We start from the raw sequence: 15,382 nt of genomic DNA on the forward strand, positions 1-15,382 counted from the left end.
AGGCGGGGCAAGCGGCAGCCCGACGGGGCCGGTATAGGGCGACGGCCCGCCGGCGGCGGCACCCTCGTCGGAGACGGGCTCAGAAGGAATAGCGGCAGCCGTCTCGGGCGCCGATGTGCCAGGGCAGCCGATGACGCCCTTGGCGCCCGCAACGAAGGGCGGGAGATCCGGCCGCACCACAGTGACGGTTGCCTTGCCGACCGTCTGCAACGAACCGGTCACGACAGCCTCTTCGATCCGAACCAGCATATGCGTCTCGTGGTCGATGCTGGAAAAGAGCCGGTAACCGAGCCGCGACGGCGGATCGAAATCGCCGCGCGCACTCTCCGTCAGCGCAATCTTCTCCGTGCCGATCTCGACAACCGCCTGCAACGGCACGCCATCCTGATCAAAGGGCATATAGATCAGATAGGCATACTTGTCGGTCTCGGGATCCTTGTTGCTCTGCCAGAAGGTGAGATGACAGGTGCTGAGGCCACCCTCGATCTCGTGTTTGCCGAAGAGCTTCAGATCGATCGACGAGTCTTCCGCCACAGCAGGATGCGACGCGGCGACAGCCAGGGCCAGCGCAAGACAAGGCAATTTATAAGACGGCATGGTTCCCCCTGATCCCGGACCGCGCCCTGCCCCCTGGCAGCGCAATCCACCCAAAATTTAGGGTACCGTCAGAGAACGGCACTCACAAGCAGGAACCTTCTCCTGATGCGGATCAAAAAGGGCAACTCAAAGCAGGCCGAGTTCGGCCAGTTCCCGCTTGAGATCGTCAGGCATGTCCTCGATATCGGCGCCGGAGGCAGCAAGGTCGCGCGGGGCGACATCCGCATCCAGATAGCGCCAGCCCTGGAACGGACGGCGCGGCGCCGGTGCCACCTCGATGACCTCGGGGCCGAGGATCAGCTCGCAGCGCGTAATCCCGTCGCCGCCGGTGAAGGTCTTGATATCAAGGAGCTTCTGCCGCGCAGACAACTGGCCCTTGATGATCCAGTAGAGCGAACCGCCATCGAGCAGTTCCTCCATGCGCTTCGGCACCATGCGGGTGACATGCGAAGAATGCGGCTCCAGGCCCGCCGCAACCGCGACGAGGCAGCGTTCGGCGACCCAGTCGCGCAGATCATCGATGGAGTCGGCTCCGACGCAGAGCTTGAGGAGATGCAGTGCCATGACACCCGAGATAGCCTGTCCATGCGGCGGGTCAAGGGCTGGGGTGTCGCAGGGGTGATGTGCTCAACAGTTTCGGTGGAGTGAGGGCCGCGGCGTCATCCTCGGGCTTGTCCCGAGGATCTATTGGGAGAGGCCAAGGACGGAACGTTCAGGAAGAAAAGACCACTGGCGCCGAACACATCGCAGCGGCGGCAGATCCTCGGGACAAGCCCGAGGATGACGGAGGGAAGGTGTCGAGACAGCCGCCGCCCCGCCAGCCCCCTGCCCGCATCAACATTCCACGACGTTGACGGCCAAGCCGCCGAGCGAGGTTTCCTTGTATTTCTCGCTCATGTCGTTGCCGGTCTGGCGCATGGTTTCGATACAGGCATCGAGCGGCACGAAATGCACGCCGTCGCCTTTGAGCGCGAGCGAGGCGGCGGTGACGGCTTTGACGGCGCCAAGCGCATTGCGCTCGATGCAGGGCACCTGGACAAGGCCTGCCACGGGGTCGCAGGTCATGCCGAGATGGTGTTCGAGCGCAATTTCGGCAGCGTTTTCAATCTGTTCCGGCGTGCCGCCCATAACGGCGGCAAGACCCGCTGCGGCCATGGCCGAGGCCGAGCCGACTTCGCCCTGACAGCCGACTTCCGCGCCCGAGATCGAAGCGTTGTGCTTGATGATCCCACCAATGGCAGCCGCCGTCAGCAGATAGTCGCGAATGCCTTCCTGATCGGCGTCGGGATGGAAATGAAGATAGTAGCGAACGGTCGCCGGCACCACGCCGGCCGCCCCATTGGTTGGCGAGGTCACGACGCGGCCACCAGCAGCATTCTCCTCGTTCACCGCCATCGCATAGACCGAGAGCCAGTCATTGGCGAGAACGGGATTGAGACGGTTGGAGCGCCACTCCTCCTGCAGCTTGTCGTGGATCGATTTGGCGCGACGGCGCACTTTCAAGCCGCCCGGCAGCTGGCCTTCCTGGCGCAGGCCACGATCGATGCAGCTCGACATCGCGTCCCAGAGCTTGTCGAGCCCGGCATCCAGATCCTCGCGCGAGCGGACCGCTTCCTCGTTTGCCCGCTTCATCTGGGCAATCGAAAGCCCTGAAGCCGCGGCCATCGCCAGCATTTCCTTCGCCGAGGAAAAGGGATAGGGCACTTTTTGCGACGAGGCCTGCTTCTTCTGCTTCTGCATGGCGAGCAGCTCGGTATCGGTGACGACAAAACCGCCGCCGATCGAATAGTAGATCTGGGTGAGCAGAACCCGACCGTCCTTGTCGAGCGCAGAAAGCCGCATGCCGTTGGCATGGCCCGAGAGCGGCGTCTTCTTGTCGTAGACGAGGTCATCCTTCGGCTGGAACACATAGCCGGGGTGACCGGGAGGGGTGACCCGTCCCGTACGCTCGACTTCGGCGATGATCGCCTCCATCCGATCCGGATCAATGCTGTCGGGCGCTTCGCCCATCAAACCGATGATGACAGCATTGCCCGTGCCGTGACCAATGCCGGTATAGGCGAGCGAACCATGCAGGCTGGCCTTGAGCGCTGCCACTTGCGCGCCGGCCGGACGCGGCCACTGGTCGGAGAGAATGAGGTCGAGGAACCGGTTGGCCGCCGTCATCGGACCCATGGTGTGGGAACTCGAGGGGCCGACGCCGATCTTGAACACGTCGAAAACCGAAAGAAACATGGAGCTCCTCGCATGCGGGATTGAAAGCGCAAAGGCTAGAGCATCGCGTAGCACGAATGCTCCTTGCAATCGACATCGGCTTTCACCGCCGCGACATGACGAGAGATGAGATCGGAACTGCGGAAACGCAAACAGCGCGGCCGTGAGGACCGCGCTGTTTGATCAATCGCCTGTGGCGGGTGTCAGATCGACCCAAAAAGGTAAGCCAGGCACATGAAGCCGGCGAAACCCATCAAGGCACGAAATGTAACACCCCAGCACGACTTATGGAAACTACCTTCCATGAAAACTCCGAGTGAGATCACATTCACAGGGAAAGCCGTCCCCCGACCGCTTTCTGACGCCTGATCTATTAAAATCGGAGCGGGTTCGCAACTGCAAAAATGGCAAAAGGAAGGCTCCAGATGGGAGGCAGGCATGCGCAGCTTGCATGGATTGTCGAGATTTCAATGGGATAGCAGCTTGCTGCGTACATCAGAATCGCAACCGCCCTGCCCCAATTCGGGCCAATATCTTTCGGGTGGTTAATTTCCGTTGTGGATGAACCGAACGGCAGGATAATGCCCCAACCGATCTTGCCCCTGGGATTCGCTCGATATGACCATTGTCGACTACTGCGCCATGGCGCTCTTTCTGCTGCTCTGGCTCGCTTATGCTCGCATCACCGGCGACCAGCAGATCCTGTCGAGAACGAGCCTCACCAAGGCCATGGCCGAGCGCCGACGCGAATGGATCCTGAACTCGATGAAGCGTGATCTGAAGATGATCGACACGCAGATCATGGGCGGATTGCAGAACGGAACAGCCTTCTTTGCCTCCACGACGATCTTCGCGATCGGTGGCTGCTTCGCGCTTCTTGGTGCGACCGAGCAGGTCGATGCCATCTTGAGGGACATCCCCTACATCGTGCAGGGCGGGCGCGCGATCTTCGAGCTGAAGGTCTGCGGCCTGATCGCACTGTTTGCTTACTCCTTCTTCAAGTTCGGCTGGTCCTATCGCCTGTTCAACTACTGCACCATTCTCTTCGGCGCGATCCCGATGGCGGACGAAGCGGCAAAGGATCCTGAGCGGGCGATGCAAACCGCCGAGCGAACGATTCGCATGAACATCATCGCTGCCAGCCACTTCAACATGGGACTTAGAGCGATCTTCTATTCGATTGGTTATCTCGGCTGGTTCGTAAGCCCCTGGGTCTTCATGATCGCCACGGTACTCGTCTTCATCGTGCTGCTGCGCCGTCAGTTTTTCTCCGAGGCGCGCCTTGCCCTCCTCAACACGAGCGACAGGTGATGGCAGGCATGGTGGCCGCAGCCTTGAATTCGCCGTCTTTGGTGCCGACCCCGCCGAACCATAGTGACGATGGCGAGGTCCACCGTCGAAGAGCTTAAGGAAGAGCAAGTGGCAGATCCGACCGAGCCCCGAACCGTTGCGACCCGACCGCGCCTTTTGGCGCTTGATGCGGCGCGCGGGCTCGCCCTGATCGCAATGGCGACCTATCACTTCAGCTGGGACTTGGAATTCTTCGGTTACCTCGCGCCCGGGACATCTACTCAAGGGTTCCTGCGTCTCTACGCCCGCATGATCGCGTCGAGCTTTCTATTCCTTGCGGGCTTCAGCCTCGTGCTTGCGCATTATCCGAGGCTCAGGCTTGACCCCTTCCTGCGGCGCCTTGGCGTGATCGCCGCCGCAGCGGCCGCCATTTCCATTGCCACCTACTGGTTCACGCCCGACAGCTGGATCTTTTTCGGGATTCTGCATGCCATCGCGCTCTCGAGCCTGATCGGCCTTCTCTTCCTCCGGGTCCCGCCGATTTTGACACTGCTTTCGGCAGTCGTGGCGTTTTCTCTCCCCGAATTCCTGCGCTCATCGGCCTTCGATTCGGCCTGGTTCTGGTTCCTCGGGATCTCGGAGACCCTGCCCCGATCCAATGACTATGTGCCCCTCCTGCCCTGGATCGGCGCATTGTTGACCGGCATTGCCACGGCACGGTTTCTGGTCGATCGCAACCGCCTCGGCTGGATCGACCGGCTGCCGGCGGGGCCTCGCTGGTTACGCTGGGGCGGACGCCACTCGCTGACCGTCTATCTGCTACACCAACCGGTGCTGATTGCCGGCGTCTATCTGGCGAGCTTCGTCATACCGCCGCCCGCCCTGGATCCGGTCGCATCCTATATCGGGAGCTGCGAGGCAAGTTGTGCACAGCAGGGCAACGATGCGGGCCTCTGCGAGCGTTTCTGCAGCTGCACCCTGGAGCGCCTGCAGGCAGAAAACCTCCTCGACCCTGTCCAGTCTGGCGCAAACTTGGACGAGCAGAATACACGCATCCAGACGCTGGCCGAGGAATGCACCATCAGGAGTCAGCCAGCGCCGTAGTACCAAATCTCGACGATAGGCCCCCATAGGTCCTCCATCACCTCGACTTGGTACAAGGGGGAATTCTAATATGAATGCCTACCGCGCGAAGCCTCTGCGATATCCCTGGCCGCCACTGCTTTATCTGGCGGGCATCATCGGTGCGATCATGGCCGGCAGGTTCACTGCCCTGGCGCCGGTCCCCTCGCCGCTTCCCTACGTTCTGCCGTCGATCGGATTCAGTATCGGCCTCTTTGCCGTTACCCTCGACATCTGGGCGGTGCGCACCCTGATGGAGCGACAGACCCCGGTTTTCGATACCGGCTGTGCGCGCCATCTCGTGACCTGCGGTCCGTTTCGGTTCAGCCGCAATCCGATCTATCTCGCCTATACGCTGTTCACGGTGGCGCTCGGCTTCATAACCGGCAATGCCTGGTTCTTCATCGCGGCATTCTTGGCGCTTTTGGCGACACGGATCCTGGCGATCCCCGGGGAGGAACGCCATCTCGAAGCCCGCTTCGGCTACGATTACGAAAGCTACCGCAAGCGCACGCGGCGCTGGATCTGATTCGGGGAGATTGCCGGCCCAGGATCAGGTCCCGACGCCGATTTCCACCAGGCGGGTGAGGCAGGCTTCTTCGGCCTGATCGAGTTCCGAGAGCGTCTCGTCGATATCGCGGCGCTTCTGGCGAAGCTCGTCGCGCTTCTCGTCGATCTTCTTCATCATCAGCTTGAGCTGCCCGATTTCGCCCGGCGGCTCCTTGTAGACGTGAACGATTTCGCGGATTTCGGCGATCGTGAAGCCGATACGGCGACCGCGCAGGATTTCCTGCAGGAAACGGCGGTCAGCGGCACGGTAGAGGCGCGTCCGGCCACGACGTTCCGGATGCAGCAGGCCCTCGTCCTCGTAGAAACGCAGGGTGCGCGTTGACACACCGAATTCTCGCGTGAGCTCTGTTATGCTATAGTATTTCTTCACGGTCATCCGATCCTGTAGGGATGACCATGATATTGACTTTTACGTACAAGTCAATTTTTCGGCATTGCCCTGACCGCCTCTTGCGCGATTATGCCGTCATGCCTGTGTCGGCGGTCACATGAACCACCAGGTCGCGAGCCCCAGAAAGGCGAAGAAGCCGGTGATGTCGGTCACGGTTGTGACAAAGACGGCCGAGGAGACGGCAGGATCGGCGCCGAAGCGGTCCAGCGACAGGGGAATGAGGATCCCGGCGATGGCGGCCGCCATCATGTTGATCAGCATCGCCGTGGCAATGATGCCGCCGATATTGGGGTCCTGAAACCAGAAACCCGCCACGGCGCCGATCGAAACGCCGAAGATCAGACCGTTCAAAAGCCCGACGCCCGCCTCGCGGCGCACGACGCGGAAGGCGTTGTGGATGTCGAGATTGCGGGTCGCAAGCGCCCGCACCGTCACCGTCATCGTCTGCGAGCCGGCATTGCCGCCCATGCCGGCGACGATCGGCATCAGGACGGCGAGTGCGACGATCTCCTGGATGGTCGCCTCGAACAGTGAGATCACCGAGGCCGCCATGAAGGCGGTCACCAGATTGACCGCAAGCCACGGCACGCGCGAACGAGACGTTTCGGCAATGCTGTCGGAGAGCTCTTCGTCGCCGACGCCGCCGAGGCGCAACAGGTCTTCTTCCGCCTCTTCCTGGATGACGTCGACCACGTCGTCGATCGTGAGAACGCCGACCAGCCGTTCGTTCTCGTCGACGACGGCGGCCGACAGGAGGTCGTATTGTTCGAAGAGTTGGGCCGCCTCTTCCTGGTCCATCTCGGCCGGGATCGGGTGGTTGGTCGCATGCATGATGGTCTCGATCTTCACCTGGCGCTTGGTGCGCAGGATCGCATCGAGATTGACCGCACCGAGCAGCTTGAAGGTGGGATCGATGACGAAGATCTGCGTGAAGCTCTCCGGCAGGTCTTCCTCGTCGCGCATATAGTCGATCGTCTGCCCAACCGTCCAGAAGGGCGGCACGGCAACGAATTCGGTCTGCATGCGTCGGCCGGCCGAGCTTTCGGGATAGTCGAGCGCACGACGCAGACGCACCCGTTCGGTGAACGGCAGCTGGGCAAGGATCTCCTCGCGGTCCTCGTCGTTGAGATCTTCGAGAATATAGACGGCATCGTCCGAATCGAGATCGCCGATCGCCGCGGCAATCTGGTCGTTCGGCATCTGGTCGACGATCTGCATACGGATCGTTTCATCGACCTCGGTCAGCGCCGTCATGTCGAAGTCGTCGCCGAGCAGGCGGATCATTGCCAGACGCTGATCGGGCTGGATCGCCTCGATCAGGTCGCCGAGTTCCGATTCGTGCAATCGCGCGACGTTCTGCCGGAGAAACAGCACGTCACGATCAGTGATCGCCGCCCCGACCAACGTCAGGAAATCGTGACGGACAGATCCCTCGTCGTCATAGATGTCGTCGTGGCTTTCTTCGGCCGCGGGACGGTTGACAATTTCGTCTTCGTTCTCTGTCATCCCAACCTCTCACTCGCGGCACCACACTCGGACGCCCCGGAGAATGGCCGCAAAAACCCTCAAGTCAACAAGCAGATAGCGGAAATCTCCTGTTGTCAGTGCAAAGCGATGCTGCGCCTGCTAGCGTCGCCGGACCGCCACAGCCGACAATCACATCACACCTGAAGACATGAGCTTTTCGTGACCCGCCTGACCATCCGCCGCTATCCCGACCCCGCCCTGAAGGCGACCGCCGAGCCCGTCAGCGACTTCGGGGCTGACCTCGCCACCCTCGCCGACGATCTCTACGAAACGATGAAGGCTGCCCCCGGTGTCGGCATCACCGCACCCCATTGCGGCATTCTCCTTAGACTGACGGTGATCGACCTCCCCGAAATTGGCGGGCGGCGCGACTATGTGAACCCGGAAATCCTCTGGGCCTCCGATGTCATGATGACCCATACCGAAGGCAGTGTCTCGATGCCGGGAATGACCGACGAGGTCACGCGACCCGAGGCCGTCAGGATCCGCTATCAGACGCTGGACGGGACCGTGGTCGAGGAGGAGATGCAAGGTTTTGCCGCGATCTGCATGCAGCACGAGATAGACCAGCTCGACGGTATCTTCTGGATCATGAGGCTCTCGCGCCTGAAGCGCGAGCGGCTGTTGAAGAAATGGGACAAGGCGCCGCGCTGACGGCATCGAACAAAGCCAGTGGCCGGGCGTTATCTCCGTCAGACGAGATGAAAAGGAGCCCTCCCATGGCCAAGGACGACCGCAAGACCGAATTTTCCCGCGAAGACGATTACCGCGATTACGACCAGCGCAATATCGGCGAAGGCTGGCCCTATGCCGATGGCGCGGGTGCGACGGCGACACCGGTCGAGAATCGCGGCTATGGCGAAACCGGCGCCAACTTCGACCGTGACCGCAACGAAGGTTTTCGGATCGACGCGGTCAATGCCGATGGCTTCGAGCCTGATGTCGCCAGACCGGTACTGCCGACCACGGATGGCCGAGAAGACGATGACCAGCTCGAATCCGATATCGCGACCGCGCTTGAAGGTCTTGATGACACCATTTTGGCCGGTCTCGACATCCATGTGGACGGCCATGTCGTGACGCTGCGCGGGTCGGTCGACACGGCGGAGGAGCGCCGGATGGTCGAGTTGAAGGTACTGGGCGTGAAGGGCGTCAGCGACGTGAAGAACTTCATCACAACGCTCGGCGTCGACAGTCACATTCCTAATGACGGCGACTGAGAAGTCGTTGAAATCACGGCAACAAAAAACCCGGCTCGAAGGCCGGGTTCTTTTTTGGTGCGGTCGAGAAGACTCGAACTTCCACGGGTTGCCCCACAGCGACCTCAACGCTGCGCGTCTACCAATTCCGCCACGACCGCATCGTGGTAGGCGCCGAATTGCTCCGGCGGGGCTGCATGTAGCAAAAGCCTTGGGGGTCCACAAGCCCGCCGTGACAGATTTTTGAAAATTCGTCATGACCGGTGGATAAGCCCCCTGCATGGGGGAGGCCGGCGCCCTTGAACTCCGGGGCTTTTCTTGCCAAATACAGGGAAAACAAGGCTTTTCGCCAATCCACAGCCCAAGGCAATTTTCATGCTTCGCACAGATCTCGACCATGCCATGCACCCTCGTGAAGGCTCACCTTCCGTGCGTTGGCGAGTCTCGGACGGTCTCGTGGGTTATGAGGATGCGGTTGCCGAAATGGAGCATCAGGTGGCTCTGATTGCCGACGGAAAGGCCGACGAACTGGTCTGGCTGGTGGAGCACCCTCCCCTTTATACGGCCGGCACCAGTGCTGATTCCAAGGACCTGATCGAGCCCGAACGATTCCCGGTTTTCGCGACCGGTCGCGGCGGTGAATACACCTATCATGGTCCGGGCCAGCGGGTGGCCTATGTGATGCTTGACCTGAAGCGCCGGCGCCAGGATGTCCGCGCCTATGTGGCAGCCCTCGAAGAAGTGGTGATCCGCACGCTCGACAGCATGAACGTCAAGGGCGAGCGCCGCGAGGACCGCGTCGGCGTCTGGGTGCGTCGTCCGGAAAAGCCTGTTCTGCCCGATGGCACGATGAGCGAGGACAAGATCGCAGCGCTCGGCATTCGCCTGCGCCGCTGGGTGAGTTTTCACGGCCTGTCGATCAATGTCGATCCCGATCTCTCGCACTTCACCGGGATAGTGCCCTGCGGCATCTCCGCCTATGGTGTGACGAGCCTCGTCGATCTCGGGCTGCCGGTGATGATGGCAGACGTCGACATGCGCCTGCGCGAAGCTTTCGAAGACGTCTTCGGGCCTACGGTGAACGAAGGCTGAGACCTCAGGCGCGTCCCATCACCGGACCGTCGAGATCGCCGGGATCGCGGCGACTTTCGTGCCGTTCCTCGTAGGTCTCGATCTGTCGGGCAATCTTTTCGATCAGCCGGCCGCATTCGAGATGCGCCTCGGTCAGGCGCTGAAGATCGAGCTTGAGCGCTTCGAGCGGCAGATCCCCGGCCTCCTGAATAGGGCCCGAACCGACGCCGGTCATCAGCCACATCGGCGAAACACCGAGAATGCCTGCGAGATCGATCAGGTTTGACGGTCTCGGCTCGGCACGATCCGCTTCCCAGGCCAAGAGGCTGTCGCGCTTCACACCGACGCGGTTTGCGACATCGGCAAGTGAGAGGCCAGATGCGTCGCGCGCAGCCGACAGGCGGCCCCCAAGCGTATCGTCACTCGAATCCGTCATCCGGGGATAGACCTTACGTGTGGGCATGCGACTTCTCCTGACCGTGAGGAAACGCCGACCCGGAGGGCGACGGTCCTTTCTACCTCGATCTCACATCGCTACATTAGACGACATGATGATCCTGCATCTTTCCGCAGGCGCCACCAACAGGTGAAAACCCGTCACACGGCGACATCCTGGAGATGCGTACAAACGCGTCGTAAACGCTGCCAGCGAATTTTTGTTCCGCATTTTCTTTGCTTGATCATGGAGCGCGCCTCATGCTTGTTCTCTCAAGCACGAAGTCCTCCGGTGAGTCCCGACAATGAGCGCCACGCCTTCCAGTCCATTTCGCGGCATGGTTCTCATGGCGGGCTGCATGCTCGTGCTGCCGGTGATGGATGCGATTGCCAAATACATGGCGACGGTCGAAGGCATGTCACCGGGACAGGTAACCTTTTACCGCTTCTTCTTCCAGCTGGCCTCAGTCCTGCCGGTTCTGATCGCCCTCAACGGTCTGGCAGCCTTTTCGGCGAAACGCCCGTGGATGAACCTGCTGCGCGGCGCGATCCATGGTGCCGCGAGCCTGATGTTTTTCATGGCGGTCAAATACATGCCGCTGGCCGATGTCTTCGCCATCTACTTTGTCGAGCCCTTCATTCTGACGGCCATGTCGGCCATCTTCCTCAAGGAAAAAGTCGGCTGGCGCCGCTGGCTGGCGATCGCGGTCGGCTTTGGCGGTGCGATGATCGTCATCCAGCCGAGCTACGAAGTTTTCGGCATGAAGGCCCTGTTGCCTGTCGCCTGCGCCTTTCTCTATGCGCTCTACATGTTCCTGAACCGGGCGATCGGCGAGGCCGACACGCCGATGACCATGCAGACCATGGCCGGGATCGGTGGCACGATTTTCATGGGGGGCGCCCTGTTGCTCGGCACCGCTGCCGACGGCGTCGACTTCGAGATGTCGCTGCCGACCTCATGGCTTGGCCTCGTCCTGCTCGTCCTGCTCGGCGCGATCTCCGGCTACATCCATCTCCTCGTCGTCCGCGCCTTTCGCATGGCGACGCTGTCCGTGCTCGCGCCCTTCCAGTATTTCGAGATCATCGCCGCCGTTGCGCTGGGTTACCTGCTGTTTGACGAATTTCCGACACCGTCCAAATGGCTCGGCATCCTGATCATCGTCGGATCGGGTCTCTTCATTCTCTGGCGCGAACAGAGACGCACAACGCCGGCACGGACCGTCGCGGACATTGCCTGAAAGACCGGCCGTTCGACGGCATTTGAATGATTTCAATCACGGGATTCTAAGGGTTCTCGCCTAGGTTCGGCGCATTCATCCGCAGCACCGGGAGAGCTTCTTGGCGACGTATCAGGCCGCAGTGTTTCTGGCCGCCTTCAATCTCGGCCTGCTGTGGCTTCTGATGGCAGCACCGCTTGGGCGGCGGACCATCCGCGTGAGCCGTATCATCCGCGAGCGTCCTGAAGAGCTGTGGAACATCACCCGTCCCGCTGGCGACCAAACCTCCTGGCATCCAAATGTCATTGCCGTCGAACCTGTCGATGGCAAACCGGACCTGGTGGAATTCGCCTATCGGCAAAGCGATCGTCACGGGCATCCCAGCAGACGAACCATGATCGTTGACCGCACCGCGATGACGGCCGCCGGCTGTTTCACCTGCGAACTGAGGGTGGTCAATGACACGACGCTCGACCACACCTTCTGGGAAGGCTATCGCGAAAGCCGCAAGGTCGAACGTGCCCCCCTCGGCAGCCGGGTCACCTTCGAGCAGACGGACAACTATCGCGGGCTCGCCTTTTATCTGTTCCGGCGCATAGCCCTCGCCCGCGAACTCTCCGCATTGCAGAACCATGTGGAGGAAAGTCCGGCGTCGGGCCTTCTGCATTTCGAACACCCGCTTTGGCAAACCGTGCTCGTGCTGCTCTCGACCGTTCTGCTCTGGCCATTTTTTGGCCTGACCGCACAGGGCCTGATGATCTCGGTGTTCCTGACCCTCGTCATCCTGCTGCATGAACTCGGCCACATGGTGGCCTACCGCGCCTTCGGCCATCCGACGACGCGGATGCTCTTCGTGCCGCTGCTGGGCGGCGTGGCCATCGGCGGGCGCCCCTACAATACCCATTTCGAGGTCGCAACCTGCGCCCTGATGGGGGCCGGCTTCTCGGCGCTGCTTGTCCCGATCCTTGTCGCTGCCCATCAATCGGCGGGGGACATTCCCCATTCGACGGCGATGGATGGCCCGATCCTGGTCTTTCTGGTGATTCTCGGCGCCTTCAATCTTCTGAACCTTCTTCCGACCTACCGCTTTGACGGCGGCCAGGTGCTGCGACAGGTGTTTCAAGCGCCACGCGCCCTCGCGCTCACCAGTTTTATGGTGACAGGCGTGGTGGCCTGGACCGGCTGGAGAATTGGGCTTTCAGCACCAGCACTGACCATCGGCGTGGCACTTTTCACCCTGCTTGGCATGATCAGGACGAAGTCGGCAAAGCCCCGCGAGGCCCTCGTGCCGATGAATGGTCCGGAGCGCCTGATGACCGGCTTCGGCTACTATGCGGCCTTGGCCATCCACGTCTACGCCGTGATCTATGCCTGCGACAGACTGTTTCCCTGATCCCGCCGCTGCTTCACCCGCTTGACATGCGGCGGCGCTCAAGCTCCAAGAGACCGCATGGATACCGAACAAAAGCCCCTCCCCGCCGGCTATCACGACGTCGCGCCGAACATGCTCGCGACCATCGTCACCTGCCTTGAAATGACGACAAGACCAGCACCTCGCCCCAATCCGCCGACCGATGGGCTGACGGTGGAGCGCTGGAACGCGCCGGCGCTTGAGGATTACCGCGCGCTCTACCGCCGCGTGGGAGAGGACTGGCTCTGGGTCTCGCGCGCCGTGATGGATGACGAGAAGCTGAGGGCCATCATCGAAGATCCCGCCGTTGAAATCCATGCGCTGACGCGCAACGGCGAAAAGCTCGGGCTGCTGGAACTCGACTTCCGCGAAGGCGCAGAATGCGAACTCGCTTTTTTCGGTCTCGACCAGAGCCTGATTGGATCGGGCGCCGGGCGTATCCTGATGAATGTCGCGATCGACACGGCCTGGGAAAAGCCGATATCACGCTTCTGGGTTCACACCTGCCATCTCGACCATCCGGCGGCACTCGCCTTCTACCAGCGCTCCGGTTTCAGACCTTACAAGCGCATGGTCGAGATTTTCGAAGATCCCAGACAGACGGGTAAACTGCGGCCAGATGCAGCACCGCATTTCCCCGTGCTCACCGCCGAATAGACGATAAAAATCAGACTTTTGAGAAAATCCGGCTCGGGCCTTGAGCCGGATGGCGAAGGCGTGCCAAAGTCGCCACCAACGATTTGTCAGGAGAAAAACCATGGATGTTCGCGCCGCCGTCGCCGTGCAGGCTGGAAAGCCGCTTGAGGTCATGACCGTTCAACTCGAAGGCCCGCGCGCCGGCGAAGTGCTGATCGAGGTGAAGGCCACCGGGATCTGTCACACCGACGATTTCACGCTCTCGGGCGCCGATCCGGAAGGTCTCTTCCCGGCCATTCTCGGCCATGAAGGTGCAGGCATCGTGGTTGATGTCGGCCCGGGCGTGACCTCGGTGAAGAAGGGCGACCATGTCATTCCGCTCTACACGCCGGAATGCCGCGAATGCTATTCCTGCACCTCGCGCAAGACCAATCTCTGCACCTCTATCCGCACAACCCAGGGACAGGGCGTGATGCCGGATGGTACGAGCCGATTCTCGATCGGCAAGGACAAGATCCACCACTACATGGGTTGCTCGACGTTCTCGAACTTTACCGTTCTGCCCGAGATTGCCGTTGCCAAGGTCAACCCGGACGCGCCCTTCGACAAGATCTGCTACATCGGCTGCGGTGTGACGACCGGCATCGGTGCGGTCATCAACACCGCCAAGGTCGAGATCGGCTCGACCGCCATCGTCTTCGGTCTCGGCGGCATTGGTCTGAACGTGCTGCAGGGCCTGCGCCTGGCCGGTGCCGACATGATCATCGGCGTCGACATCAACCCGGATCGCAAGGCCTGGGGCGAGAAATTCGGCATGACGCATTTCGTCAATCCGAAGGAAGTCGGCGACGACATCGTGCCTTACCTCGTCAACATGACGAAGCGCGGCAACGATCTGATCGGCGGCGCGGACTACACCTTCGACTGCACCGGCAATACCAAGGTGATGCGCCAGGCGCTGGAAAGCTCGCATCGCGGCTGGGGCAAGTCCGTCATCATCGGCGTCGCCGGCGCCGGCCAGGAAATCTCGACGCGTCCCTTCCAGCTGGTCACCGGCCGCAACTGGATGGGCACCGCCTTTGGCGGCGCGCGCGGCCGCACCGACGTTCCGAAGATCGTCGACTGGTACATGGAGGGCAAGATCCAGATCGACCCGATGATCACCCACACCATGCCGCTCGAAGACATCAACAAGGGCTTTGACCTGATGCACAAGGGCGAATCGATCCGCGGCGTCGTGGTCTATTGATGTCTGCGCATTACACTGTCGACGTGCGGAGGCTCGACGAGTTCTCCGCCGCCGACCTCTACGACATGCTGAAGCTGCGCGTCGACGTTTTCGTCGTCGAGCAGCATTGCCCCTATCCGGAGCTCGACGGGAACGACAAGGACTGCCTGCATCTTCGCCTGCTCGATGGCGAGGACCTGCTCGCCTGCGCAAGGCTGTGGCGGCCTTCGGCGGAGCACCATCCGCGCATTGGCCGCGTTGCGGTCTCTCCTGATCATCGCGGCAAGCGGCTTGGCGAAGCGCTGATGCGCGAGGCGATTTCAGAGGTCGAGAAGCGCCATCCGGGTAAACCGATCGAGATCTCGGCGCAGAGCCATCTGCAGAAATTCTATGGGTCGCTGGGGTTTGAGGTGATCTCGGAGGAGTATCTGGAGGATGGCATCCCGCATGTGGATATGCTGCGGAAAGGATAGC

General features: G+C 61.3%; 17 protein-coding genes and 1 tRNA gene. 11 read left to right on the forward strand and 7 right to left on the reverse strand.

Annotated elements, in window-relative coordinates; translation table 11 throughout:
- From IP85_RS10715 to IP85_RS10725, 3 genes are all read right to left on the reverse strand, one after another.
- Positions 1 to 597 (reverse strand): hypothetical protein (locus tag IP85_RS10715; protein WP_156322841.1); only part of this gene is annotated, 597 nt, incomplete at its 3' end.
- Positions 598 to 723: 126 nt separating this feature from the next.
- A complete protein-coding gene (locus tag IP85_RS10720; RefSeq protein WP_054149676.1) occupies positions 724 to 1,161 on the reverse strand; it encodes a DUF1489 family protein in 438 nt (145 codons plus the stop codon).
- Between the two features lie 270 nt (positions 1,162 to 1,431).
- Positions 1,432 to 2,832 carry an L-serine ammonia-lyase gene (locus IP85_RS10725; protein ID WP_054149677.1) on the reverse strand — a complete coding sequence of 467 codons (1,401 nt, stop codon included), beginning with the start codon at positions 2,830 to 2,832 and terminating at the stop codon, positions 1,432 to 1,434.
- 597 nt (positions 2,833 to 3,429) lie between these two features.
- On the opposite strand from IP85_RS10725, the gene IP85_RS10730 reads away from it, so the two are divergent.
- The 3 genes from IP85_RS10730 (at position 3,430) to IP85_RS10740 (ending at position 5,752) form a co-directional block, all read left to right on the forward strand.
- Positions 3,430 to 4,122 (forward strand): DUF599 family protein, encoded by a 693-nt coding sequence (locus IP85_RS10730; protein ID WP_054149678.1) that lies wholly within the window; start codon positions 3,430 to 3,432, stop codon positions 4,120 to 4,122.
- 108 nt (positions 4,123 to 4,230) lie between these two features.
- Positions 4,231 to 5,205 carry a DUF1624 domain-containing protein gene (locus tag IP85_RS10735; protein WP_245280851.1) on the forward strand — a complete coding sequence of 325 codons (975 nt, stop codon included), beginning with the start codon at positions 4,231 to 4,233 and terminating at the stop codon, positions 5,203 to 5,205.
- 70 nt (positions 5,206 to 5,275) lie between these two features.
- Positions 5,276 to 5,752, forward strand: coding sequence for an isoprenylcysteine carboxylmethyltransferase family protein (locus IP85_RS10740; RefSeq protein ID WP_054149680.1), 477 nt, complete (start codon positions 5,276 to 5,278; stop codon positions 5,750 to 5,752).
- A 24-nt stretch (positions 5,753 to 5,776) separates the two neighbouring features.
- On the opposite strand, the gene IP85_RS10745 is transcribed toward IP85_RS10740, so the two are convergent.
- Complete coding sequence (locus IP85_RS10745) at positions 5,777 to 6,169, reverse strand: MerR family DNA-binding transcriptional regulator (protein WP_054149681.1); 393 nt, start codon at positions 6,167 to 6,169, stop codon at positions 5,777 to 5,779.
- Positions 6,170 to 6,277: 108 nt separating this feature from the next.
- A complete protein-coding gene (gene mgtE / locus IP85_RS10750) occupies positions 6,278 to 7,690 on the reverse strand; it encodes a magnesium transporter (protein ID WP_054149682.1) in 1,413 nt (470 codons plus the stop codon).
- Between the two features lie 180 nt (positions 7,691 to 7,870).
- Here mgtE and IP85_RS10755 point away from each other — a divergent pair, with 180 nt between their 5' ends.
- A complete protein-coding gene (locus IP85_RS10755; RefSeq protein WP_150127377.1) occupies positions 7,871 to 8,365 on the forward strand; it encodes a peptide deformylase in 495 nt (164 codons plus the stop codon).
- Positions 8,366 to 8,430: 65 nt separating this feature from the next.
- On the forward strand, positions 8,431 to 8,931 hold the full coding sequence (locus IP85_RS10760) for a BON domain-containing protein (protein WP_054149683.1): 501 nt from the start codon (positions 8,431 to 8,433) through the stop codon (positions 8,929 to 8,931).
- Positions 8,932 to 8,986: 55 nt separating this feature from the next.
- Here IP85_RS10760 and IP85_RS10765 read toward each other — a convergent pair.
- A tRNA-Leu gene (locus IP85_RS10765) sits at positions 8,987 to 9,071 on the reverse strand.
- 214 nt (positions 9,072 to 9,285) lie between these two features.
- Here IP85_RS10765 and lipB point away from each other — a divergent pair.
- Positions 9,286 to 10,002, forward strand: a complete 717-nt coding sequence (gene lipB, locus IP85_RS10770) for a lipoyl(octanoyl) transferase LipB (protein WP_054149684.1) — start codon at positions 9,286 to 9,288, stop codon at positions 10,000 to 10,002.
- A 4-nt stretch (positions 10,003 to 10,006) separates the two neighbouring features.
- Here the strand turns inward: lipB and IP85_RS10775 are convergent, their stop codons facing one another.
- On the reverse strand, positions 10,007 to 10,444 hold the full coding sequence (locus tag IP85_RS10775; RefSeq protein ID WP_054149685.1) for a helix-turn-helix transcriptional regulator: 438 nt from the start codon (positions 10,442 to 10,444) through the stop codon (positions 10,007 to 10,009).
- A gap of 277 nt (positions 10,445 to 10,721) precedes the next feature.
- Here IP85_RS10775 and IP85_RS10780 point away from each other — a divergent pair, with 277 nt between their 5' ends.
- The 5 genes from IP85_RS10780 (at position 10,722) to IP85_RS10800 (ending at position 15,381) form a co-directional block, all read left to right on the forward strand.
- Positions 10,722 to 11,654 (forward strand): DMT family transporter, encoded by a 933-nt coding sequence (locus IP85_RS10780; protein ID WP_054149686.1) that lies wholly within the window; start codon positions 10,722 to 10,724, stop codon positions 11,652 to 11,654.
- Positions 11,655 to 11,754: 100 nt separating this feature from the next.
- Positions 11,755 to 13,026, forward strand: a complete 1,272-nt coding sequence (locus tag IP85_RS10785; RefSeq protein WP_054149687.1) for a hypothetical protein — start codon at positions 11,755 to 11,757, stop codon at positions 13,024 to 13,026.
- Positions 13,027 to 13,083: 57 nt separating this feature from the next.
- Positions 13,084 to 13,701: a GNAT family N-acetyltransferase gene (locus tag IP85_RS10790; RefSeq protein WP_054149688.1), complete on the forward strand. Its 618-nt coding sequence runs from the start codon at positions 13,084 to 13,086 to the stop codon at positions 13,699 to 13,701.
- Between the two features lie 100 nt (positions 13,702 to 13,801).
- Positions 13,802 to 14,929 (forward strand): S-(hydroxymethyl)glutathione dehydrogenase/class III alcohol dehydrogenase, encoded by a 1,128-nt coding sequence (locus IP85_RS10795; RefSeq protein ID WP_054149689.1) that lies wholly within the window; start codon positions 13,802 to 13,804, stop codon positions 14,927 to 14,929.
- Positions 14,929 to 15,381, forward strand: coding sequence for a GNAT family N-acetyltransferase (locus IP85_RS10800; protein ID WP_171901543.1), 453 nt, complete (start codon positions 14,929 to 14,931; stop codon positions 15,379 to 15,381). Before IP85_RS10795 ends, IP85_RS10800 begins: the two co-directional genes overlap by 1 nt.
- Position 15,382: the final 1 nt, after the last annotated feature.

Source organism: Rhizobium sp. AAP116 (genome assembly GCF_001295785.1).
Classification (GTDB): Bacteria; Pseudomonadota; Alphaproteobacteria; order Rhizobiales; family Rhizobiaceae; genus Allorhizobium.